The organism is Streptomyces sp. bgisy159, assembly GCF_057707805.1.
Genome location: NZ_JBYIQX010000058.1, coordinates 17,113 through 39,432 on the forward strand (window position 1 = coordinate 17,113; position 22,320 = coordinate 39,432).

Below are 22,320 nucleotides of genomic sequence, written 5' to 3' on the forward strand. Positions count from 1 at the left end.
ACCGGATGCGAGCTGGGGCGACCGGCCGAGCCCCTCAGGTGATCGGGAGGCGGCCCGACAGGGATGTCCGGCCGCCTCCTCCCCGCCTCGGCCTGTCCCTGCCGGGTCAGGCCCGATTGCAGGCCGCGACGGCGTCATCCCACTTGACGCCGATCTTCGAGAGCCCAACGAGGCAATAGGGGTTGGGGCTCTTGCCGAGGACACGCGTGTTCTGACAGGCCGCGCGCACCTTGGGGCCGACCAAATAGCCCTTGCTCGCTATGTAGTTCACACAGGTGCTCGGGGCGGCGCTCGCGGGTGCTGCCGAGACCATCGGCAGGACACCCGCCGCCGCCACCACGCTCGCTGCCACTAATGCCCGCTTCAGCCTGGGCGCCATGTTCATGTCCTCCCGTTTTCGAGTACCGGCCGCTCGAACAAGCGGACGGTGCGGTCGGAAGCATGAGATCACGAGGCCGTCGTCGGGTCCACGCCGATCGCGTCCACGAGGTCACCTTTACGCCAGGCGATCGCCCCAGGGGCCGCCAGGACGGCAGGCAGCCCCTGGGGGGTACCTCTAAGCCGACTTCTGCTCGCCCGAGCCCCGGCCCCGCGCGTCCCGCGGGATGAGGGTCGGGTTGACGTTGGACAGGACGACGTCCGGGGTGATGACGACGCGGGCGACGTCCTTGCGGGACGGGACCTCGTACATCACCGCCTGGAGGACCTCCTCCATGATGGCGCGCAGGCCGCGGGCGCCGGTCTGGCGGAGGATGGCCTGGTCGGCGATGGCCTCCAGGGCCTCGCGCTCGAAGTCCAGCTCCACGCCGTCGAGTTCGAACAGGCGCTGGTACTGCTTGACGAGCGCGTTGCGCGGCTCGACCAGGATCTGCAGCAGCGCCTCACGGTCCAGGTTGTGCACCGAGGTGATCACGGGGAGGCGGCCGATGAACTCGGGGATCATGCCGAACTTGACGAGGTCCTCCGGCATGACCTCCTCGAAGGTGTCCTTGGCCTCCAGCTCCCGCTTGGAGCGGATCGTGGCGCCGAAGCCGATGCCCTTGGCGCCGGCCCGCGACTCGATGATCTTCTCCAGGCCCGCGAAGGCGCCGCCCACGATGAACAGCACGTTCGTCGTGTCGATCTGGATGAACTCCTGGTGCGGGTGCTTACGGCCGCCCTGCGGCGGGACCGAGGCCGTGGTGCCTTCGAGGATCTTCAGCAGGGCCTGCTGGACGCCCTCGCCGGAGACGTCACGCGTGATCGACGGGTTCTCGCTCTTGCGGGCGACCTTGTCGATCTCGTCGATGTAGATGATGCCGGTCTCGGCCTTCTTGACGTCGTAGTCGGCGGCCTGGATCAGCTTGAGCAGGATGTTCTCGACGTCCTCGCCGACGTAGCCCGCCTCGGTGAGCGCCGTGGCGTCGGCGATCGCGAACGGCACGTTCAGCATGCGCGCGAGGGTCTGTGCGAGGAGTGTCTTGCCGGAGCCGGTCGGGCCGAGCAGCAGGATGTTGGACTTCGCCAGCTCGATCGCGTCGTCACGTCCGTTCGCCCCGCCGTTCTCACCGGCCTGGACCCGCTTGTAGTGGTTGTACACCGCGACCGACAGGGCCTTCTTGGCGGCCTCCTGGCCGACCACGTAGCCCTCGAGGAACTCGTAGATCTCGCGCGGCTTGGGGAGTTCCTCCCAGCGGACCTCACTGGTCTCCGCGAGTTCTTCCTCGATGATCTCGTTGCAGAGATCGATGCACTCGTCGCAGATGTACACACCGGGCCCTGCGATGAGCTTCTTGACCTGCTTCTGGCTCTTGCCGCAGAACGAGCACTTGAGCAGATCGCCGCCGTCACCGATGCGTGCCACGGTGTGCTTCCCCTTCGCCTGGGAGACGCCTGGACGTCTTTCGAAGTCCAGCGGCTCCTGGTGCTGCCTTATGTCGACGGTACCTTGCCGGGCCCCCCGTTCGGGCCCCCCTTGGCACGGTTCACTTCCACGGAGACCGTGTCACACCGTGCCAAGGGGCGGCACACACCGGGGCCCGCGCGTCAACGCAGAGACGCGTTGTCCATCTTCCGGGTGGAGATGATCTGGTCGATCAGCCCGTACGACAGGGCGTCCTCGGCCGTGAGGATCTTGTCGCGCTCGATGTCCTCGCGGATCTTCTCGATCGCCGTGGTGGAGTGCTTGGCCAGCATCTCCTCCAGCTGCGAGCGCATCCGCAGGATCTCGTTGGCGGCGATCTCGAGGTCGGAGACCTGGCCGCGGCCGGTCTCGCTGTAGGGCTGGTGGATCAGCACGCGCGCGTTGGGCAGCGCCATGCGCTTGCCGGGCGTGCCGGCGGCGAGCAGGACGGCGGCGGCGGAGGCCGCCTGGCCCATGCAGACCGTCTGGATGTCGGGCTTCACGTACTGCATCGTGTCGTAGATCGCGGTGAGCGCCGTGAACGAGCCGCCGGGGCTGTTGATGTAGACCGAGATGTCCCGGTCGGGGTCCATCGACTCCAGGCACAGCAGCTGCGCCATGACGTCGTTGGCCGAGGCGTCGTCGATCTGGACGCCGAGGAAGATCACGCGCTCCTCGAAGAGCTTCGCGTACGGGTCGTACTCGCGGATGCCCTGGGAGGTGCGCTCCACGAAGCGCGGGATCACGTAGCGGGACTCGGCGGCGGGGCCGGAGTACCGGCCCTGGGCGGCGCTCATGTCCTGCACGGCGTTCATACGGTCGTAGAGGCCGCGACCGGGGAAGTCGTTCACAATCTCTCCTGAGAGGGGCTGGGGCGGTGGCTGGGGGCTGATGGGGTTCCGGGGCCGCGAAGGGCCTCAGCGGGGCCGTACGGGGCCGTGGAAGCCCTCAGGAGGCCGCCCCGGTGCCGCCGCCGCCCGGCATGCCCGCGGCCGTCGGGATGACGTCGTCGATGAGGCCGTACTCCTTGGCCTCGAACGCGTCGAACCAGCGGTCGCGGTCCGAGTCCCGGGTGATCTGCTCGACGCTCTGGCCGGTGTGCTGGGCGGTCAGCTCGGCCATGCGCTTCTTGGTGTGCAGCAGCCGCTCGGCGTGGATCTTGATGTCGGAGGCCGAGCCGGCGAGGCCGGCGGAGGGCTGGTGGATCAGGATCTCGGCGTTCGGCAGCGCGAAGCGCTTGCCGGGGGTGCCGGCGCTGAGCAGGAACTGCCCCATCGAGGCGGCGAGGCCCATGGCGATGGTGACCACGTCGTTCTTGATGAACTGCATGGTGTCGTAGATCGCCATGCCCGCCGTGATCGAACCACCGGGGCTGTTGATGTACAGGTAGATGTCCTTGTCCGGGTCGGCGGCAAGGAGCAGCAGCTGTGCGGTGATCTTGTTCGCGATGTCATCGTCGACCGGCTGGCCGAGGAAGATGATCCGCTCGTTGAGCAGCCGGTTGTAGACCTGGTCGCCGAGGCCACCACCGATGGAAGGCTCGCCGGCGGCTGAGGGCATCAGATTCGTCACGTATCCACCTGCTCGTCTTACGACGGCGCCCGGCCGTCTCGCATTGTTCTGCCTTTCATGGACCCTAACGCGCGGGTCCCTTCGGGGAGTCCCGGAGAGTGAGGTGTTCGCCGGGGGCGTAGCGGGCGCCTGCGCGGGAGCGAGCGTGCTCCGATCCGGGGACCGCTGAGCCACTCGGAGGAACTCGCCGGAACGCGGAACTCCGGGGGAACTCGGCGGGCGGAACGGGCGGGGAGGAACGCCGACGGGCCCCGGGTCACAGGTACCCGGGGCCCGTCTCAGGTCCTCGCGGAGACGCCCTACGACGCTCAGGCCTCGGGCTTCTCCTCGGCGGCCGCCTCTTCGGCGGAGCCGGCGGCCTCGCCCTCCTCCTCGTCGTCCAGGTCGATGACCTCGCCGTTGGTGTCCTTCACCGTGGCGGACTCGACGACCAGGGCCAGGGCCTTGCCGCGGGCGACCTCGCCGACCAGGAGCGGAACCTGGCCGCCCTCGACGACGGCCTGGGCGAACTGGTCGGGCGACATGCCGGAGGAGGCGGCACGGCGCATGAGGTGCTCGGTGAGCTCCTCCTGGTTGACGTTGAGCTTCTCGCGCTTGACCAGCTCGTCGAGGACGAACTGGGTCTTGATGCCCTTGACCGCGGCCTCACGGGTCTCGGTCTCGAACTCCTCGGCGGTCTTGCCCTGGAGCTCCAGGTACTTGTCGAGGTCCAGACCCATCTGGCCCAGCTGGTGGTGCTCCAGGTTGTGCTTGCGGGTGTTGACCTCGTCCTCGAGGAGCTTCTCGGGAACGGGGATCTCCACCAGCTCCAGCAGCTTGTCCAGGACGCGTTCCTGGGCCTGCGTGGCCTGGTCGAACTGCTTCATGTTGGCCAGGCGCTTGCGGCTGTCGGCCTTCAGCTCGTCCAGGGTGTCGAACTCGGAGGCGAGCTGCGCGAACTCGTCGTCCAGCTCGGGGAGCTCGCGCTTGGCGACCTGGGAGACCTTGACGGTGACCTCGGCCTCCTTGCCGGCCGCCGAGCCGCCCTTGAGCTCGGAGGTGAAGGTGGCCTCGCCACCGGCCTCCAGGCCCTTCACGGCGTCGTCGATGCCCTCCAGCAGCTCGCCGGAGCCGATGGTGTAGGAGACGCCCTGGGCGACGCCGTCCTCCAGCACCTCGCCGTCGACCTTGGCCTCCAGGTCGACCGTGACGACGTCGCCGTCCTCGGCCGCGCGCTCCACCGGGGTGGTGGAGGCGAAGCGCTCGCGCAGCTGCTCGACGGACTTGTCGAGGTCCTCGTCGGTGACCTCGACGGCGTCGACCTCGACCTCGATGGAGGAGAAGTCCTCGGGGAGCTCCAGGGCCGGGCGCACGTCGACCTCCGCGGTGAAGTTCAGCGTCTCGCCGTCCTTCAGCTCGGTGATGTCGACCTCGGGCTGACCCAGGACGTTCAGCTCGGCCTCGTTGACCGCCTCCGTGTAGAACTTCGGCAGCGCGTCGTTGACGGCCTCCTCCAGCACGGCGCCACGGCCGAACCGCTGGTCGATGACCCGGGCGGGGATCTTGCCCTTGCGGAAGCCCTTCACCGTGACCTGCTGGTTGATCTTCTTGTACGCCGCGTCGAGGCTGTCCTTGAGCTCCTCGAAGGGCACCTCGACAGTGAGCCGAACCCGGGTCGGGTTCAGGGTCTCCACGGCGCTCTTCACGGTTCGGTCTCCTTGTGGCTGACTTCTTGGGTTTCGCCGGAGCCAGACAGGTCCGGCGGATCGTCGCCCGGAGGAGTTCATTGGCCGAGTAGGCCGGACACACGGGCGCGCAGCTTGCATAGTAACCGCAGGCGCCGAACGGGCCCAAAAGCGATCACCACGGCGTGGGCCGCCTTGATCGCGCTGGTGGTCGGGGTGGCGGGATTTGAACCCACGGCCTTCCGCTCCCAAAGCGGACGCGCTACCAAGCTGCGCCACACCCCGTCTGGTGCGAGACGTAGGGTACATGGCCACCGCCGCGGCGACCGCCGCATTTCCCGAGCGTCGCGGGGCGCCGCCGCGAGGCTCGGCGGCGGCCGGACAACGGGTGTGCGTCCCGGGGCGCCGACCCGCTACGATGCGTGCAGTGCCGCGGTCGACCGACCTGCGGCGCGCTGTGTGCGGGCGTAGCTCAATGGTAGAGCCCCAGTCTTCCAAACTGGCTACGCGGGTTCGATTCCCGTCGCCCGCTCCAGAGTGACTCAGGCCCAGGTGAGAGGGTGTTTCCCCGCTCCCTGGGCCTGAGTCGTCGACGAGGCCGGATCAGTCGTCCGTGTCCCCCGCGTGCCCCTTCCGGCCGGAACCACGCTTCAACGCCTTCACGATCATCTCGTCCACCACGTCGGCGATCTGCCGTTCCCGCTCCATGTTGGCGTACTGGTAGATGAGGACCGCGCGCGGTGCTGTGGCCGAGCCGGGTCGTCAACTCCTTGGTTGAGGCGTTCGTCCGCGACGCCAGGGTGTTCCCGGTGTGCCGAAGATCATGGAAGCGCAGTCCCTCGACGCCGGCGGCGGCGCACGCCTTGTGCCACAGCCGTCATGCCCAGGTGCTGCGCGGATTGCGGGCGATCTCTTGAAGTGCTCTCCGGGCTGATGCCGGGAGATTCCTGCCTACCTTGCGGTGGCGGACTTGACGCCGCGGGAGCGCCTGACGACTGCCCTTCCGGCAGCCGGGACGAGCGCGTGGCCCATCCGGTACAGGTGCAAGACGTTCCGGGCGGCGTTGTGGTCGGCGTTACCGGACCAGCCGCAGCCTTCGTTCTTGCATACGAACACGGCCTGGGACTCCGCTCCGCGCGCCGCTCCTGCCTTCGGCCCGCTCCGCGTGGGCTGCGCCGACGCGCGCCCACATGTGGATGGGGCCGGTGGCCATGAGTCGATCACCGCATATCGCGGCAACGGCCAAAGCAAGCTTCCGGCGGGGGCGCTCAGGCTCCGAGACGGCGGGGGCGCCGTTCGCAAGTGCGGGGTGGGGACAGTGCGATCGCTGACACGCTTGACAGCCACCGAAGGACTCTCAGGTCAGACCACGGAGAGCAGGACCACCAGCAGCACCAGGCCGGCCGCCGCCGGGCCAAGGATCTCGTACGCCCAGCGCACCTCGGGCTGACCCTGCCCCTCCTTGGTCACGGCACCTGCTTCATGGAGCGCACGCAGGCTCTCCATGGTTCTGTCGGATTTCGGCCGCAGTCGTTCTGCCTCTGCGTTCGGCCGGTCGGGCCGTCCTGCGTCGAAGAGCCCGCGGCGGTCCAGGACACGGCCACCCGGACTCAGCGCGGACGAGGACTCGACCATCCTGACCCGCTCGCGGCTGGCTCGCTTCAGGCCACGCGTGGAGACCGGGATGGCCCACAACTGGTACTTGGTGCCGATCTGGTCGAAGACCTCATTGGAGTGACCAGCCCGCAGACCGGAGACTGCGCTCCAGGGCAGTGTGATGGTGCGGAATGGGTTGCGGACGCGCAGCCGGTGGTCGTTGGCGAAGACCGCAGGCCGCAAGGTGAAGGCGATCAGCAGCGGAATCAGCAGCAGCATCCACGCCAGTGCTTTCCAGGGCACGCCACCCTCGGCGCTGAAGACCGCGCTGAGGCCAAACCCCAGGACGACGGTAAGGAGTACTGCTCCTGTGGCGATGCCGACGGGGGACCGGAAGACACGGTCGGTGGAGGCGGGCTGTGCGGCGGGGAGTGGTGACTGCGGGTCCGATGTCGACATGTGTGCGATCGTGTCTGACACGGGCACAGCCCGAAGAGCAGTGCGCCCGCCAAGTTCGGCAACGAAAAGGCCACCGCAGCGACTGCGGGGCATGGAAGTTGCCCAAGACGAAGATGACCGTCGCCAACGCCCTTCGCGTGGGTCCTGGCTGCGACTCGGATCTACGAATAACCGTGCGTCCGCATACGCGATCTTCCAGGCTGGCTACGCGGGTTCGATTCCCGTCGCCCGCTCCGCTTCGAGGCCCCGGTGTCCGTCACCGGGGCCTCGTCGTGTTCTCCGGGCCTCGTCACGCCTGCCGGGCCTCGTCACGGGCCGGGCCCGCTCCGCGGTCCTCAGAAGCTGATCGAGTTGATCGTTTCGGCGAGGGAGTTGAGGAACCGGTTGATGGACGGGGCCATGCCGGTGGAGGCGAGGAAGAAGCCGAAGAGGACGGCGACGGCGGCCGGGCCCGCCTTGATCGAGCCACCGCGCATCAGCACCACCAGGATGATCGCCAACAGCAGCACAACTGACAGTGAAATGGCCACAACAGATCACACCCTAGATCGTCCGCTCTCCCGGCCCGGGGATGCGGCCCCCGCACCCCCGCCAGAGACCATCGTGCCACCAACGCGGCCCCATTATGCGGGCCGTGACGCAACGTCCGTCCCCGTCGGCCCGGCCGCGGGGCCCGCACGATATTTCGACGGGCGTACTGACGCGCCGAATTGAGCAATCACGGCGCCGCATTCACACAACCCGAGCACAGGCAGTACGAATTACCGTCACGTGCCGTCCACCAATCCTGCGCGCGACCCCCGTTCGCGCCATTTGTCAGGGATTCGATGTGGATGAACCGTGACATCTCGGGCGCCTTTTTAGCTGATCACGGAACGATTAAGAGGGAATGGCGTGGAGCGTTTCACGGAAAGCCGTGGGCGCCGCTAGGGTGCCTCAGATGTTCCAGCGTGACGCGTTCTTCGACAACGCCAAGTACCTGGCGATCGTGCTGGTGGCCGTGGCCCACTCCTGGGAACCGCTCAAGGGCGACAGCCGGGCGCTGCAGGCCGCGTACCTCGTCGTGTACGCCTTCCACATGCCGGCGTTCATCGTCGTCTCCGGGTTCTTCTCCCGGAGCTTCGACGGCAGCCCCAGACGGCTGCGGCGGCTGATCACCGGGGTCGTGGTGCCGTACGTCGTCTTCGAGACCGCCTACACGCTCTTCCGGCGCTGGGTCGGGGGCGAGGACGCGGACGTCAGTCTGCTCGACCCCTGGTACCTCACCTGGTTCCTGTGCGCGCTGTTCGTCTGGCGGCTGACCGCACCGGTGTGGCGGGTGGTGCGGTGGCCGGTGCCGATCGCGCTCGGCGTCGCCATGCTGGCGTCGGTCTCCCCCGCCATCGGCGACGACCTCGACCTGCAGCGGGTCCTGCAGTTCCTGCCCTTCTTCGTGCTGGGGACGTGTCTGAGGCCCGAGCACTTCCGGCTCGTGCGGCGCCGCGAGGCGCGCGTCGCCGCCGCGGCGGTGTTCGCTGGGGCGCTGGGCCTGGCGTGGTGGGCGGTGCCGCGGATGGACACGGGCTGGCTCTACCACGCGGACTCCGCACAGGAGCTGGACCGGCCGTGGTGGTCGGGGCCGCCGACGCAGCTCGCGCTGTTCGGGTGCGCCGTGGTGCTGACGGCCTGCTTCCTGGCACTGGTGCCGGGGCGGCGGACGTGGTTCACGCCGCTGGGGGCCGGGACGATGTACGGCTACCTGCTCCACGGGTTCCTGGTCAAGGGCGCGGACTACCTCGGGTGGTACGACCACGGGCCGCTGCACAGCCCCGGCGGGGAGGTGCTGGTCAGCGTCGCCGTGGGGGTCGCCGTCACGCTGATGTGCGCCTCGCCCGTGCGGCGGGCCCTGCGGTGGGTGGTCGAACCCAGGATGGAGTGGGCGTTCCCCCCGGAGGCCGTGCAAATTGCCCGGGAACGGGAGCGGGAGAAGGCCGCGGTCTGAGCGGGAGAGGCGGCGGTCTGAGGGAACGGCACGGCGGGCAGCCGTGCGTCGGCGCCGGACCGTCGTCGGCGGTCGATCGCCCGGCGCCTCGTGTCCCCGGCGCCTCGTGTCCCCGGCGCCTCGTGTCCCCGGGTCAGCTCCCCTTGAGGTGCCGCATCAGCTGCTCGAAGTCCTTCCAGCCCGACAGGTCCGACGGATCGCCCGGCAGCGGGTAGTACAGGGACGGGCGGGTGCGGGGGCCCAGTTCCCTCGGGGCCTCGGCCAGGGGGGTGCGCCGCGCCCGGTCGCCCGGCATGGAGCGCACCTCCTCCGCGCCCAGCACGAACGCGTACGGGACGCCGGGGCCCTCGAAGTGCGCGGGGACCGAGAGGTCGCGGCGGGCCCGGCGGATCTGCACCAGCATGGACTGCAGGTCATGGCGGGTGGCCAGGGCCTCGGCGGCGCGCTGGACGGCCTCCGTGGCGGGCTCCTCGCCCGCGCCGTAGCCGAACGCCAGGGTGACGTCCTCCTCCACACCGCCCTTGGTGCGGGTGACCCGCAGGGTCGCGAGGGCGGGGCGCTCGGGGGTGCCGACAACCACGAACCAGGTCGGCTCGGGCGACCGCTCGTGGGCCACGTCCGTCAGCCCGCGCAACGACCAGGGCAGGTTGGCGGGCTCCTCGGTGCCCCAGCCCGCCGGGGGCTCGCCGGTGATCTCCCGCCACACGGCCTCCAGGGCACCGCCGAGGACGAGGCGGTCGTCGGCGGGGTGCACGCAGCGGAAGGAGACCGCCAGCTGGCGCTCACCGGTGTCGGCGATGTCCCGGGTGAAGGTCTCGGCGATCGGGGTGCGCGGGTCCCTCGGGGTGGCCTCGGGGGACGTGACCGTCACGAAGAGGCCGTTGTTCCATTCCAGGACGGCGCCGGACAGCCCGTCGTAGTAGCCGCACTGCTCGTCCTGGACCACCCAGCGGGAGGGCCAGCCGGGCAGGCTCTGGCGGACCGCCGGGGAGAGACGCGTGCCGGCCGGGGTGACGATCTGCAGGCCGAGTTCCGCGTCGGCGGCCGCCCGGAAGGCGTCCGCGAGCCACGCCGTCATGGCGACGACGGGGCGGTCCTGGATGACCACCGCGACCTTGTCGGTGAGGACGTCCACGGCGGGCTGTGCGGCGGCCGGGACCGGCGCCGCGCTCACCCCGTCGGTGTCGACGACGGCGAGGGACCGGGCGGCCTCCGGAGGCCAGGCGGTGCCGCCGACGAGGGTGGCGACGCGCGCGGCGAACGTGCCGGCCAGCGCCTCGGCCTCGGCGACGCCGGTGGTGGCGCGCGCCTCGGTCCACCAGTAGGGGACCTCGGGTTCGTCGGCGCCCAGCAGCCGCCGCGCCTCGCCCCGGACCTGGACCAGCAGGGGTGCCTCCACGGAGACCAGGGGCCGGCCCCGCTCGTCGTGGAGACGGACCAGCGCGCCGTCCCCCTCGGCGCCGACCAGCTTGTCCGGGCCGCCGGACAGCAGGCCGGCCAGCACGCTCAGCGGGTCGGGCATCTTCTTCGTGAGGGCGATGACGTCCTTCGTCACGGGTTCACCTCGGCTCCGTGTAAACGGTCTGGATCAGCCGGTTCGGCTCGCCGCGGCGCACCAGCACGCCCCGGCCGGGCGGCTGCTGGGAGGCGTAGACGCCGGTGAAGAGCTGGCCCTCGCTGCGGTCGCCGGCCATCACCAGCGCGGTCGCGCCGGACTCGCGCAGGCCCATCATCAGCGGTTCGTACAGGCCTCGCGAGGCGCCCGCGACGCGGCGGGTGAGGACGAAGTGCAGGCCGATGTCCTGCGCCGAGGGGATGTACGGGACGAACGGCGCGAGCGGCTGCTGGCCGGCGGTGGTGAGGACGTCGTAGTCGTCGACGAGGATCACGATGCGCGGCCCCGCGAAGGTGCCCGGCTCCAGGTCGCCGCCCTCGGCGTCGTCGGGCAGGCGCTTCTCCAGCTCGGTGGCGATACCGGCGGCCAGTCCCCCGCACAGCTTGGCGTTGTAGGCGTAGCCGCCCCGGTACTCCTCGGGGATGACACCGCGCAGCCCGCGCCGGGGGTCCATGACCCCGAAGACCAGTTCCTCGTCGCTGTAGCGCTCCATCAGGCCCTGGGCGACCGCCTTGAGCAGGTTGGTCTTGCCGCACTCGCTGTCGCCCATGATCAGCAGGTGCTGGTCGTGGTGGAACAGGTCGAGCAGGACCGGCGCCAGCTTGGTCTGGTCGAGGCCGATGGGGACGCGGCGCGGCTCGGCCGCCGGGCCCGGCAGCAGCTGCGGCTCCAGGAGGTGCGGGAGGACCCGTACGGGCTGGGCGACCTCGCCGGTCCAGGTGGCGCGGACCTGGCGTGCGGTGCGTTCCAGGACCGCGCCGAGGTCGGCGGTGTCGGCCTGGCCGTCGGTGCGGGGCAGGGCCACCTGCGCGAAGAGCTTGCCGTCGGTGAGGACGCGGCCCTTCTCGTCGGCCGACAGGGTCTGGGCGAGCTTGCGCTCGATGCTGGACTCGCTCGGGTCGTTCAGCCGCAGCTCGACGCGGGTGCCGAACTGGGACTGGGTGGCGATGCGCACGTCGTTCCAGCGGAGCATGGCGGCGACGACGTGGATGCCGTAGCCGCTGCCGCGCTTGAGGATGTCGACGACCGGGTCGTCCAGTTCGTCGAAGTCGTCGCGCAGCGCGCCGAAGCCGTCGATGAGCAGGACGATCTCCGTGGAGGCCAGCTCGGGGAGGCGTCCGGCGGCGCGCAGGGTGCGCAGCTGCTCGACGGAGTCGATGTTGTGGACGCGGAAGAGTTCCTCGCGCTGGTCCAGCATGCCGCGCACCGAGTCGATGGTGCGGGCGGCGCGTTCCCGGTCGGCGCGGCCGGCGACCCCGCCGACGTGCGGCAGCCCGGAGATCGCCTGGAGGCCGCCGCCGACCAGGTCGAGGCCGTAGACGCCGACCTCCTGCGGGGTGTGGGTGAGCGCCAGGGACAGGGCGAGGGTGCGCAGCAGGGTGGTCTTGCCCGACTGGGGGCCGCCGATGACCGCGGCGTGGCCGCCGGCGACGGTGAGGTCCAGGCACCACTGGCCCTGCCACTGTCTGGTGGGGTCGTCGACGAGGCCCATCGGCACCTGGAGCGGGCCCCGCCCGCTCGTCGACGAGCGCTCCGCGCGCCCCCGGTGATCGGCGAGCCGCATGCCGCGCGGGCCGACCTCCAGGGGCCCGGCGACCTTGTCGAGGGCGATGGCCTCGGGCAGCGGCGGCAGCCAGATCTGGCGGACCGGGCGGGCCCCGGAGTGCTCGATCCGGTCGACCATGACGCCCATCTCGGTGGGCCCGGTCTCCCGGCGCCGCATCTTGGGCTCCTCCGGCGCCTGGTTCTCGTCCTCGCCGAGCGTGTTGTAGGCCTCGTACTCCAGGGCGAGCGGCCCGGTGTCCTCGGCCTCGCGCTGGACGGGGCCGCTGTACGCGCCGGACACGTAGCTGGCCTTGAACCGCTCGTAGTGGCTGGTGTCGACCTTGAGGTAGCCGAAGCCGGGCAGCGGCGGCAGGTGGAAGGCGTCGGTGGTGTCGAGGACGGTGCGGGACTCGTCGGCGGAGAAGGTGCGCAGGCCCAGCCGGTACGACAGGTAGGTGTCCAGGCCCTTGAGCTTGCCGCCCTCGATGCGCTGCGACGACAGCAGCAGGTGCACGCCGATGGAGCGGCCGATGCGGCCGATGGACAGGAACAGGTCGATGAAGTCGGGCTTGGCGGTGAGGAGTTCGCCGAACTCGTCGATGACGACGAACAGGTGGGGCAGCGGGTCGAGGTCGGGCCGCTTCTCGGCGCGCAGGGCGGCGTAGTGACCGATGTCGGCGACGTTGCCGGCGTCCTTGAGCACCTGCTGGCGGCGCTTGACCTCGCCGGCGAGGGAGGCGTGGACGCGTTCGACGAGGCCGGCCTGGTTCTCCAGGTTGGTGATGACGCCGGCGACGTGCGGCAGGTCCGCGAAGGGGGCGAAGGTGGCGCCGCCCTTGTAGTCGACGAGGACCAGGGCGAGGTCCTCCGGCGGGTGGGTGGCGACCAGGGCGAGGACGAGGGTGCGCAGCAGCTCGGACTTGCCGGAGCCGGTGGCGCCGACGCACAGGCCGTGCGGGCCCATGCCCAGTTCGGAGGACTCCTTCAGGTCGAGCAGCACCGGCTCGTGGGAGTCGCTGATGCCGATCGGCACGCGCAGGAAGGCGCGTTCGCCGCGCGGCGCCCACAGCCGGGACAGGTCCAGGTCGGCGACGTCGTCGATGCCGAGGAGTTCGGCGAAGTCGACGGGCCCGGACAGCGGGGCGTCGACCATGGACTCGGCGGACAGGCGCAGCGGGGCGAGCATGCGGGCGAGGCCCTCGGCGAACGGCACGCCGACCTCGTCGACGGTGCCGTGGGCGCTGATCGGCTCGTTCTCCCGCAGGTCCTCGATGAGGACGTTCTCTGCGTCGACGGTGATGCGCACCCCGACGTGGCCGGGTTCCTGGACCCGCTCGTCGAGCAGGTGCAGCACGGTGACGCCCATCTCGCGCAGGCCGACCGCGTCGTCCGGCCGGGGCAGGTCGACGGCGTCGTCGCCGTGCGCGTCGGCGACGACCAGCAGCCGGGACGACATGGCCAGGGCGTCCTTGCCGGACAGGCCGCGGCGCACCTCGGCCGCGTAGGAGGCGCGGCGGCGCAGTTCGGGGCCGATCTGGCGGGCCAGCTGGGGCAGGGAGGCGGCGATGCGGCGGGCGGCGACCGGTCCGTCGAACTGCTCGGTGTCGAGCAGGTGCGGCAGCCACTTGGCCCACTCCCAGTCGGGGATCCGGTCGCCGGCGGCGGCCAGCGCCATCGGCACGTCGTCCGGGGCGTGCATCGCGGCGGTCTGCACCAGCAGGGCGCGTGCGACGCGCAGGGTGTCCTCGCGGGCGCCGATGACGCTGATGTTGCCGACGCGGTCCAGCGGGACGGTGAGCGGGAGTTCGGTGCCGGTGCGGAAGCGGGCGGACAGCGCGGACGCCTCGTTCAGCATGAACTGGTCCGGCGGGGTCAGCACGGACGAGCCCTGCTGGCCGACCTTCAGGTCGCGGACCGGCATCTCGCCGGTGCCGAGGCGCACCCGCAGGAAGTCGCCGTCCGTGCGGCGCCGCTCCCACAGCCGGGCGGGGTCGCGGACGATGTCGTAGAGGGCGTCCGGCGGCGGGTTGAGCACCTGGGCCTTCTCCCGGCGCTCCTTCTCCTCCTTGGACAGTTCCTCGCGCAGGTCCTCCAGGTAGGCGAGGTAGGCCTCGCGCTGGGTGCGGCGGGTGCGCTGTGCCTTGCCGCGCTGCGAGAAGACCAGGGTGAGGGAGCCGACGACGGTGACGACGAGGATGATCGCGCCCAGCCCGGCGAACTGGCTGTTGCGCACCACCGTCATCATCACGACGGACGACATGACGCCCGCGACGGGCAGCAGCGAGGTGGCGATGGAACCCGCCTTGCCCTCGGGCAGGTTGGGCGGGGCCTCTATGGTGCGGGCCTCGGTGGGCGCGGGCGGCCGGGTGGTGCGCGCCGGGCGATGGATCAGTCGGGTGCTCATCGTCCTAAGCCTCTGTGGGGTCCCTTCGGGGGCGGTCAGCGGCGCTTCTGGGACAGTTCGAAGACCTCGGCGGCGAGCCGGGTCACGGACTGCCGGGTCGCCCGGGCGAGCAGGTCGGTGCGGATGGTGCCGCCGGCCGCGAGGTGCCGGTCGTAGGGCAGCACCCGCACGGCCGCGCCGCTCGCTTTCAACTGCTCGGCGGCCCTGTCGAGGTCGAGCCCGGGGTGCGGTGCCGTCTCGGCGAGCACGACGACGGTGGTGGCCATGATGTCGCGGGGCAGGCTGCGCATCCAGTCCAGGACCGCGTGGGTGCTGGCGACGCCCTCCAGGGTGGCGGGCACGGTGAGGACGCGGGCCTGCGCGGCGGACAGCGCGGTCCGGGCGACCTCGGCGGGCAGGGTCTCGCAGTCGACGACGGTCACGCCGAAGTAGCGGCGCAGGTTGACCATCACCCGCTCGTAGCCCCTGGTGTCGAGCATCGCGCCGACCTGCCCCTGGCTGCCGGGCAGCAGCCAGGCGTTCTCCGGGAGCTGCACCAGGTAGCCGGTGACGTCCAGCAGGGACATCTGCGGTTCGGCGATGGCGGCGAGGTCGCCGGTGGTCCAGCGCAGGTGCTCCGCGCCGAGCCGCAGCGGCAGCGAGCCGAGCGCCGGGTCGGCCTCCACGAGCAGCACCGGGTCCTGCCGGTAGTGGGCGTAGGTGGTGCCGAGCAGCGCGGCGACGGTCGTCTTGCCGGAGCCGCCGCGGATGGAGGTGACGGCGATCTGGCGGCCGGTGGTCACCGCCCGCTGGAGGACCTCCGCGGTGGCCGTGGTCTCGGCGACCTCGCGAGCGGCCGAGGAGGAAACGGTACGGCGCACGGCGCGCAGCGCGCGGGTGCCGAACGGCTCGCCGCGGCGGGGCTTGAGCCCGGTGGCCGCGAGCCGCTTGTCGAGGACGGGGCGCGAGTCGGGGGTGCCGCGGTTCTGCCGCTGGGCGGCGGGCCGGGGAGCCGGGCGGGGGGCGGCCTGGGCCGCTGCGGGGGCCTGCGGCTGGGGGAACTGGGGCTGGGCGGCCTGGTCGGCGTACTGCTGCTGCGAGGGCTGAGGAGCGGCGTACGGCTGCTGGTACTGCTGCCGGGCGCCCTGGTCGGCATGCGGCTGCTGCGGGTAGCCGTACGCCGGGTCGGGCGCGGGCTGTTGCTGCTGCGGGTAGCCGTACGCGGGGTCGGGCGCGGGCTGTTGCTGCTGCGGGTAGCCGTACGCGGGGTCGGGGGCGCCCGGCTGCTGCGGGTAGCCGTAGGCGGCGGGGGGCTGCTGCGCGGGGACGCCGTGCTGCGGCTGCCGCTGGGGCTGGGGCTGTTGGCCCTGCTGCGGCTGCTGCGGCTGCTGCTGAGCCCCGGTGCCGCTCTGGTCGTTCCTCAGATCGCGCAGTACGTCGTTCTGCCAGTTGCTGTCGCCGCTCGGCATGTCGCCCTTCTCCCTTTGCCTCGTCGTCCCGCCCGCAGCGCCGACGTGTCCCCTCAAGACCTCAGAACTTGTCGAGCAGTTGCCCGTAGATGCCGAACACCCCGACGGCCAGCGGGAAGAGCCCGATCACCCCGAGGGACTCGACGAGATCGGCCATCCGCCGCAGCCGGACCCGTACGTGCTCGGGCGGCTCGATCGCGAGGACGAGCAGCGGCAGCAGCGCCGCGGCGGCCAGCAGGGCCAGGGCCCCGCCGCCCCCGGCGTGGTCCAGCCACAGCACCGCGAGGCGTACGACGAGCACGCCCGCCGCGCCGAACAGCGCCACCACCTCGGCGACCAGCGGGAAGGCGCGGGCCCGTGACAGCAGCACCACGGCGGTGAGCGAGGCCAGCGTCACCGACCAGGCGGTCGGCTCCTCGGCGGTGGTCAGCAGCCAGCCGCCCGCCGCGGCCGACGCGGCGGCGACGACGGTGGCCAACGCGAGCCCGCGGTGGGTGGCGGCCAGCGCGTTGGAGACCTGGTGGCGGCTGACGGACACCCCGGTGGAGCGCTTGTCGTCGAGACCGGTGAGCCCGGACGCCATCAGCGCCAACCGCGGCAGCAGGCCGAGCAGGACGACGGAGAACACCGCCATCACCGCGCCGAGCCGGTCCGGCTTGTCCTGGACTGCGGCCACCGCCTCCCAGACGGCGGCCACGGCTACCCCGGCCGCGGCGCCGATGAGCCCGCCGCGCCCGAGGGGTGAGAAGTAGGCGAGCAGCACCAGGGCGAGGACCAGCGCACCGACGACCCCGGCGAGACGTGCCTCGCCCGACCAGTCGTAGGCGTCGGCGGCCGTCCAGGCGGCGAGCAGTCCGAGCCCGCCGGAGGCGAGCAGGAGAGCGGTGGCCAGTCCCCGGTTGCCCTGGCCGATCTTCGCCACGGCGGCGCCGGTGACCAGGAGGACGACGGTGGCGACCGCGAGGGCGGTGGCGACCGACTCCAGAGCGAACTCGCGCCGGGCCAGCACCGCGGCGGCGACGGCGAACGCGATGGTGGCCACGCCGGCGCTGACCCGGCGCGCGGCCGGGCGCCAGCGCCAGGCGCGCAGGTCGAGGTCGTCGGCGACCTGGTCGGTCACGTCGTGCACCACCGGCGCCGGGGGCGCGGCGTGCGCGCGGACGAGTTGCAGGACGGCGCCGTCCGGGACCTCGGCGGAGGACAGCGTGGCGTCGTTCGGCAGCACCGAGCCGTCGGAGGTGACCAGTTGACGGGTGGTCGGCCGGGAGGCGACCCGGTCGTCGAGCAACCGCAGTATGTCGGGGAGCAGTTGGCCGATCGGGGTGTCCGACGGCAGCACCAGGTCGGCGCGTCGCCGCTCACCGATCAGGGTGATGCGGCTGAGCTGGGTCCGAGACGTCGTTGCAGTGCTCACCACTCACCGGAACCTATCATCGCGTCGTTTCGGCCATCCGCCCCATTTGAGGTGGCCACGTCACCCATGCGTATGCCCTTCACCGCTTCTCCCCATCCGTGCCCGTGCCCGCGCTCGCGCCCGTGCTCGACGACGGACCCGCGCCCGTCGGGCCACTCGTCGGGGCTCCCGTGGGGTTGTACAGCTGTTCCTGCCGCTGCTGCTGCTTCTCCTTCTCGGCCTTCTGCTTGGCGAGCGTGGCCTGGAGGAAGGACCAGCCGACGCACCCCGCGCACAGCACGGCGGCGATGGCGATGCCCGCGAACATCTTGCCGAGCCGCTCGTCCAGCGTCCGCCGGCCGCGCTGCGCGCCGAAGAGCAGCGCGTCACGCATCCTGCGCCGCCGCACCGCCACCGACTCGAGCAGCTGGCTGTCGTAGTCCCGTGCCATGAGGTCGTCGTCCCGTGCTGGATGCCGTCAGTCTTGTGATGAATCTTGCGTCGAGGTCGTCGTGCGGGGCTTGCTCAGTCGTCGGAGGTGAGGCCGAGGAACCGCCTCATCGCCGCGTACTTGTGCGTCAGACGCCGCGCGGTCGCCTCGTCGAGCACGGCCAGCCGGTCCGGGTCGGCGTTGTGCGCGAGGTCGGCGGCCTTGACCAGCCGGGCACCCGGCGTGTCCAGGATCCGCCGCGCGTACGCCTCGGGCGGCTCACCGGACCGCTTGGTCATGGCCCGTACGACGTCCTTGGTGCGCTGCGGGAGGGGGGCCGCGTCGAGCCAGGCGTCACTGAGCGCGTCGTCCTCGAGGGCGTCGTGCAGCCACGCGGCGGCGACCAGCTCGTCACCCCCGCCCCGCGCGCGTACCCCCTCGGCCACGGCCCGCAGATGCTCGGCGTACGGCCGACCGGCCTTGTCCGTCTGCCCGGCGTGCGCGGCACACGCGACGGCCTCGACCTCGGCGAGACTCATCGGCACGGCATGCTCCCCCCTACTTTGCCTGTGCAACATAAGGCACGGAAGGGTGGGGAGTACACCCGGGGTCCGAGACACCTTCCCGGCGGGGCCTCAGTGCGCGCTGAGATACAGGTAGAGGACCCACAGCACCGGGACGAACGCCACGTAGGCGAGCGGCCTGCGGTACACCGGCACCCCGGGGTCGATCTGCCGGCCGTGCGTCCCGGGCGCGGGGGCCCCGAGCTTCCTCACCTTGCGGGCGGCCAGCAGGTTGTAGAGCACGGTGAACGGCGTGAACAGCACCGCGGAGAACGGGCTCCACCACCCCTGCCACAACGTCTCCGTCATCAGCGCCCGGTACACGGCGAGCCCGCAGGTCCCGCACATCATTCCCTCCACCTTCCGGAAACTCATCAGCACGATCAGCCCGCGGTGCGCGCGGAAGGTGACCTGAGCGGCGGGAGAACCTCCACAGAACCTGCACCCGAGGGCTGGGGGGTGGGGGTAGGGCATGTGGGCGGGGTGGGGGTAGCCGGGTGGGGTCTGCGGGTAGCCGGGTGGGGTCTGCGGGTGGCCGGATTGAGGGTGCGGGTAGCCGAGTTGAGGGTTCGGGTAGCCGGATGGGGTCTGTGGGGGGACGGGCGGCTGCGGGTGGCCGGGCTGGGGTGGGGAGGGCTGGGCGTACGGGTTCGGGGCGGCGGCCTGGGGAGGGGCGGCGCCGGCCGGGGCGGGGTTGGGGTGCGTCGGTGGGGACATGTAGGGGTTGCCCTGGGGCGGGGTGGTCATACGGGAGCCGTCTCTCCGAAGGTCATTTGATGAGGCCGAGGCGGACGCGCGCACGGGTGCGCTCGCAGGGGCAGCGCTTAAGGTGTGGCGACCTGCTCCTTCAGCGCGGCGAGCGCTGCCGAACCAGGTCCGCTAATCAGCCTTGGCGAGGGCCTCGACCGCACCGGCATCCGGGGCGTCCGACAGGGAGCCCGGGAGGGGGCGACCCTTGCCGGCAGTCTCCGAGGCGCCGTACAACTCGGCTAGAGCCTGCGACGGCAGAAGCCCCCGCTCCTTGGCGTTGCGCAGCCGGCGCATCCAGAAGCCGCTCTCGTTCGCAGCGCGGGGCCCTCCGGCCTGGCGCGGTTCGAAGGCGGCGGCGTGGTCTTCGTCACCGGCCCACAGGTAGCCGAGCACGGCGCCGTCCTGCTTGTCGACGACCGTGAAGTACCGCACCGGCTTGTCGGTGTGGTTGCGGTATCTCGGCGGCCCCGAGACGAGATTGAAGTGCACGTCCTCGTCGAAACGCGGGTTGATCGGTCGTTCACTGCTCATGGCGTCCATGTTCCTTGGGTTCGGGCTGATCCGCGACGCGGGCTAAGAGGCTACGGCCTCGGCAGGATCTCCCCGTATACGTGCCACTTGCCCGCCTGGTCCATGAAGACGCGCGTCACCTTGTACTCGGAGCCCTTCGCGAGCAGCAGCTCTCGTTCTCCCGGGTACTTGGAGAGGTGGTCGATCCAGAGGGCGGGGGTGCCCTTCGCCACCCGCAGGTGCATCCACACTGGCTTCTGGTCGAACGGCGGAGGCGGCGACTTACCCAGGGCCGTCGAGGTGAAGGCCTTGTCGTCGAACACGCCGCCCTCCATGTCCGCCGGGGACTTCAGCGGCTGGCCGTCAATCTTGATGTGGTCGACCCCGGTGCCCCGGACGACCATGATGTCCTCCGGCACGGGGCGAGCATCCATGACCCGATCCATCTCCTCGATGGTGTGCTTGAGGGAGTCGTCCAGCGGCGTGTTCATCCGCAGATGGCTGTTGATCAGGTCGTACTCGTTGCCGCTGTACGTCCTCAGCGCTTCCCGCGACTCGTCGGGCAGATTGTCCAGGAAATCGTTCCAGTAGGCGTTGCCGTACGCCAGCCCCGCGGCGTTGCTGGACCTGGGCCCGGGGTTGGTGCCGTGGGCCAGTTCGGCCTCGGCCACCGCGTGTTTCTCCGCGTCGGTGGCCAGGTTATCGAAGTCGTCGGCCGACATGTGCGGCTGGTACTCGAACGGCCCCCCTGCCCCGGGGTGCCCCGGCACGTCCGTACCGGTGTGTCCCGGCGCGGTCGAGGCGTCGGTGCCGTGGTGGGCGCCGGTGTCCACGACGTCGTCGCCGAGGCCGGTGTGGTCGCCGGCGTCCGCGTGGTCGCCGGTGTGGGAGGCGTCGTCCGCCTGGTCGCCGGTGTGCACCGCGTCGTCGCCGTGACCGGCGCCGTGCGCCGCGTCGTCGGTGTGGCCGACGGGGAGGTCGTGGCCACCGGTGTGCGGTGTCGCCGTCGGGGTCTCGTGCGGCGTGGTCGCCGGGACGTCGTGGGCGGCGCCGGTCGCCGGGGTGTCGTGGTACCAGGGGGACGGCGTCGTGCCGGGGTGGGCGGCTCCGGTGCCCGTGGGGTGCGGGGTGCCGCCGTAGATGCCGTCGCCGGAGTGCGGCATGCCGTACGCACCGGTGGGGGTGCTCGTGGGGTGCGGCACGCCCTGGCCGTACGCGCCGTCGGGGGCGGGCGTGTGTGCGCCGGCCGCCGGGACACCGCCGTCAGCCGTGTGGGCGGCACCGCTCGGGAAGCCCGTCGGCTCGGGGGCCTGGATCGTCCAGTGGGACGGCAGCCCGGCCGGGGTGGTGCTGTGCGGAACCGTCGGGGTGTCGAGGGAGCCGGTGGGCGGCAGCAGGTTGCCGTTCGGGTCCAGCCCGTGGCCGGTCGGCAGCTCGATGGAGCCGTCCGGGAGGTGCGGGATCTCGATGTTGCCGACGCCCTTCAGCGCCTTGCTGATGTCGCCGATCTTCGACAGACCCGCGCCCGCGCCCTTGGCGACATACGTCATCGGGTCGATGACCTTGCCCGCCTTGCCCGCAGCCGAGAGCACCTTGGCGACCGCGCCCGCCTTGCCCGCACCCGACACACCCGCACCCGCACCACCGGTGAGGACCGTGGTGACGACGTTGAAGGTGACGGCGCCGGCGGCGCGGCCGGGGTTCTTGCCCCACTCGTCCCACGCCACCAGCGCCTTGCCGGTCTCCTTCATCGCCGTACGCGAGTCACGGATCCAGGAGGGCAGCTTGTCATCGGGAAGCAGCCAGAACGCCGTCCCCACACCCGGGATGGCGCTGATCGCCAGACCGGTCGCGAGCTGCGCCAGGCCCTTCCACGCCTGGCCCATCGCCTCCCAGCCGCCGAAGCCCACCAGTGTCCCCAGGCCCTTGATCGTGCCCCAGATCCCGTCCACGATCAGGCCGTCCCAGACAAAGGACTTGATCCAGTGACCCGCCTCGTACCAGTGGTGCCGCTCCTCCACCGGGTCACCCCAGGGAAGCTTGGCGTTCTTCATGTCCTCGGCGTTGAACCCGTACTGGTCCTTACGCTCCGACCCGTCCCCCGCCACCATCTGGGTCCCGCCCCAGATCCCGGTGATCTTGTTGTGGCAGGTCCGCTCCGCCGCCCAGAACGCCGCCACCGTCGCCGTGATGTCGTCCCGGAGCTGGTTGTGCTCCTCGACCTTGTCCTCGTCGTAGTCCCACTCGTCATCGTCCTTGACGGAGCTGACGAACGTCTGGGCCTTCAGCTTCAGATCCTTCAGCTTCTGCACCAGCGGACGGATCTCCGTCGCATACGACGACAACGCCGAGGAGACGGTCTCCAGATCGGTCGCGAAGTCGTTCGCGCGTTCCTGGACCGGCTTGGTGGTGGCGAAGAGCTGCTCGGCCTCCGGGGCGTGGTAGAACGCCGACAGCCCCTGGAACTTGGAGTGGACGTCACCGCCCGTGGTGCGGACATTGCCCGCA

General features: G+C 71.1%; 17 protein-coding genes, 2 tRNA genes and 1 pseudogene. 2 read left to right on the forward strand and 18 right to left on the reverse strand.

Translation table 11 applies throughout. The annotated features are described in order from the left end of the window. Positions 1 to 106: 106 nt before the first annotated feature. From AC3ET3_RS33060 to AC3ET3_RS33085, 6 genes are all read right to left on the reverse strand, one after another. Positions 107 to 379: a hypothetical protein gene (locus AC3ET3_RS33060; RefSeq protein ID WP_432139922.1), complete on the reverse strand. Its 273-nt coding sequence runs from the start codon at positions 377 to 379 to the stop codon at positions 107 to 109. Positions 380 to 556: 177 nt separating this feature from the next. Continuing rightward, entirely contained in the window at positions 557 to 1,843 is a 1,287-nt protein-coding gene (clpX, locus tag AC3ET3_RS33065; RefSeq protein WP_432139921.1) for an ATP-dependent Clp protease ATP-binding subunit ClpX, read from the reverse strand. A gap of 182 nt (positions 1,844 to 2,025) precedes the next feature. Then, the gene (locus AC3ET3_RS33070; RefSeq protein ID WP_432139920.1) at positions 2,026 to 2,733 is read right to left on the reverse strand and encodes an ATP-dependent Clp protease proteolytic subunit; all 708 of its coding nucleotides are present in this window, start codon (positions 2,731 to 2,733) and stop codon (positions 2,026 to 2,028) included. 97 nt (positions 2,734 to 2,830) lie between these two features. Next, complete coding sequence (locus tag AC3ET3_RS33075; RefSeq protein WP_356631656.1) at positions 2,831 to 3,442, reverse strand: ATP-dependent Clp protease proteolytic subunit; 612 nt, start codon at positions 3,440 to 3,442, stop codon at positions 2,831 to 2,833. A gap of 320 nt (positions 3,443 to 3,762) precedes the next feature. After that, entirely contained in the window at positions 3,763 to 5,139 is a 1,377-nt protein-coding gene (gene tig / locus AC3ET3_RS33080; RefSeq protein ID WP_435613455.1) for a trigger factor, read from the reverse strand. Positions 5,140 to 5,326: 187 nt separating this feature from the next. After that, positions 5,327 to 5,403 (reverse strand) — tRNA-Pro (locus tag AC3ET3_RS33085). A 176-nt stretch (positions 5,404 to 5,579) separates the two neighbouring features. On the opposite strand from AC3ET3_RS33085, the gene AC3ET3_RS33090 reads away from it, so the two are divergent. Continuing rightward, positions 5,580 to 5,653 (forward strand) — tRNA-Gly (locus AC3ET3_RS33090). A 416-nt stretch (positions 5,654 to 6,069) separates the two neighbouring features. Here AC3ET3_RS33090 and AC3ET3_RS33095 read toward each other — a convergent pair. From AC3ET3_RS33095 to AC3ET3_RS33105, 3 genes and pseudogenes are all read right to left on the reverse strand, one after another. Next, positions 6,070 to 6,324: pseudogene (locus tag AC3ET3_RS33095) on the reverse strand (RNA-guided endonuclease TnpB family protein); the annotation flags it as partial. Between the two features lie 156 nt (positions 6,325 to 6,480). Next, positions 6,481 to 7,173, reverse strand: a complete 693-nt coding sequence (locus tag AC3ET3_RS33100; protein WP_432139918.1) for a PH domain-containing protein — start codon at positions 7,171 to 7,173, stop codon at positions 6,481 to 6,483. A 335-nt stretch (positions 7,174 to 7,508) separates the two neighbouring features. Beyond that, entirely contained in the window at positions 7,509 to 7,703 is a 195-nt protein-coding gene (locus AC3ET3_RS33105) for a hypothetical protein (RefSeq protein WP_432139917.1), read from the reverse strand. Positions 7,704 to 8,062: 359 nt separating this feature from the next. Here AC3ET3_RS33105 and AC3ET3_RS33110 point away from each other — a divergent pair, with 359 nt between their 5' ends. After that, on the forward strand, positions 8,063 to 9,154 hold the full coding sequence (locus tag AC3ET3_RS33110) for an acyltransferase family protein (protein ID WP_435613456.1): 1,092 nt from the start codon (positions 8,063 to 8,065) through the stop codon (positions 9,152 to 9,154). A 133-nt stretch (positions 9,155 to 9,287) separates the two neighbouring features. Here AC3ET3_RS33110 and AC3ET3_RS33115 read toward each other — a convergent pair whose 3' ends face one another. The 9 genes from AC3ET3_RS33115 to AC3ET3_RS33155 form a co-directional block, all read right to left on the reverse strand. Continuing rightward, a complete protein-coding gene (locus AC3ET3_RS33115; RefSeq protein WP_432139915.1) occupies positions 9,288 to 10,709 on the reverse strand; it encodes a DUF6177 family protein in 1,422 nt (473 codons plus the stop codon). Positions 10,710 to 10,713: 4 nt separating this feature from the next. Next, positions 10,714 to 14,718 carry a type VII secretion protein EccCa gene (gene eccCa, locus AC3ET3_RS33120; RefSeq protein ID WP_435613457.1) on the reverse strand — a complete coding sequence of 1,335 codons (4,005 nt, stop codon included), beginning with the start codon at positions 14,716 to 14,718 and terminating at the stop codon, positions 10,714 to 10,716. Between the two features lie 35 nt (positions 14,719 to 14,753). Then, positions 14,754 to 16,166, reverse strand: a complete 1,413-nt coding sequence (locus tag AC3ET3_RS33125; protein ID WP_435613458.1) for a CpaE/TadZ family protein — start codon at positions 16,164 to 16,166, stop codon at positions 14,754 to 14,756. 61 nt (positions 16,167 to 16,227) lie between these two features. Next, positions 16,228 to 17,583, reverse strand: a complete 1,356-nt coding sequence (eccD, locus tag AC3ET3_RS33130) for a type VII secretion integral membrane protein EccD (protein WP_432139912.1) — start codon at positions 17,581 to 17,583, stop codon at positions 16,228 to 16,230. 76 nt (positions 17,584 to 17,659) lie between these two features. After that, positions 17,660 to 18,010: a hypothetical protein gene (locus tag AC3ET3_RS33135; protein WP_432139911.1), complete on the reverse strand. Its 351-nt coding sequence runs from the start codon at positions 18,008 to 18,010 to the stop codon at positions 17,660 to 17,662. A gap of 74 nt (positions 18,011 to 18,084) precedes the next feature. After that, positions 18,085 to 18,528, reverse strand: coding sequence for an HD domain-containing protein (locus tag AC3ET3_RS33140; protein ID WP_432139925.1), 444 nt, complete (start codon positions 18,526 to 18,528; stop codon positions 18,085 to 18,087). A gap of 96 nt (positions 18,529 to 18,624) precedes the next feature. Then, a complete protein-coding gene (locus AC3ET3_RS33145; protein ID WP_435613459.1) occupies positions 18,625 to 19,299 on the reverse strand; it encodes a hypothetical protein in 675 nt (224 codons plus the stop codon). Positions 19,300 to 19,431: 132 nt separating this feature from the next. Beyond that, positions 19,432 to 19,833, reverse strand: coding sequence for a hypothetical protein (locus AC3ET3_RS33150; RefSeq protein ID WP_432139909.1), 402 nt, complete (start codon positions 19,831 to 19,833; stop codon positions 19,432 to 19,434). A 50-nt stretch (positions 19,834 to 19,883) separates the two neighbouring features. Further along, positions 19,884 to 22,320 (reverse strand): ADP-ribosyltransferase (locus AC3ET3_RS33155; RefSeq protein WP_435613460.1); only part of this gene is annotated, 2,437 nt, incomplete at its 5' end.

Excerpts from the sequence above, each read along its gene's own strand:
- AC3ET3_RS33125 (WP_435613458.1), bottom strand. The coding sequence starts at position 16,166 with ATGCCGAGCGGCGACAGCAACTGGCAGAACGACGTACTGCGCGATCTG.
- eccCa (WP_435613457.1), bottom strand. The coding sequence starts at position 14,718 with ATGAGCACCCGACTGATCCATCGCCCGGCGCGCACCACCCGGCCGCCC.
- AC3ET3_RS33135 (WP_432139911.1), bottom strand. The coding sequence starts at position 18,010 with ATGGCACGGGACTACGACAGCCAGCTGCTCGAGTCGGTGGCGGTGCGG.
- AC3ET3_RS33140 (WP_432139925.1), bottom strand. The coding sequence starts at position 18,528 with ATGAGTCTCGCCGAGGTCGAGGCCGTCGCGTGTGCCGCGCACGCCGGG.
- AC3ET3_RS33150 (WP_432139909.1), bottom strand. The coding sequence starts at position 19,833 with ATGAGCAGTGAACGACCGATCAACCCGCGTTTCGACGAGGACGTGCAC.
- AC3ET3_RS33100 (WP_432139918.1), bottom strand. The coding sequence starts at position 7,173 with ATGTCGACATCGGACCCGCAGTCACCACTCCCCGCCGCACAGCCCGCC.
- AC3ET3_RS33110 (WP_435613456.1), top strand. The coding sequence starts at position 8,063 with ATGGCGTGGAGCGTTTCACGGAAAGCCGTGGGCGCCGCTAGGGTGCCT.
- AC3ET3_RS33060 (WP_432139922.1), bottom strand. The coding sequence starts at position 379 with ATGGCGCCCAGGCTGAAGCGGGCATTAGTGGCAGCGAGCGTGGTGGCG.
- AC3ET3_RS33075 (WP_356631656.1), bottom strand. The coding sequence starts at position 3,442 with ATGCCCTCAGCCGCCGGCGAGCCTTCCATCGGTGGTGGCCTCGGCGAC.
- AC3ET3_RS33145 (WP_435613459.1), bottom strand. The coding sequence starts at position 19,299 with ATGACCACCCCGCCCCAGGGCAACCCCTACATGTCCCCACCGACGCAC.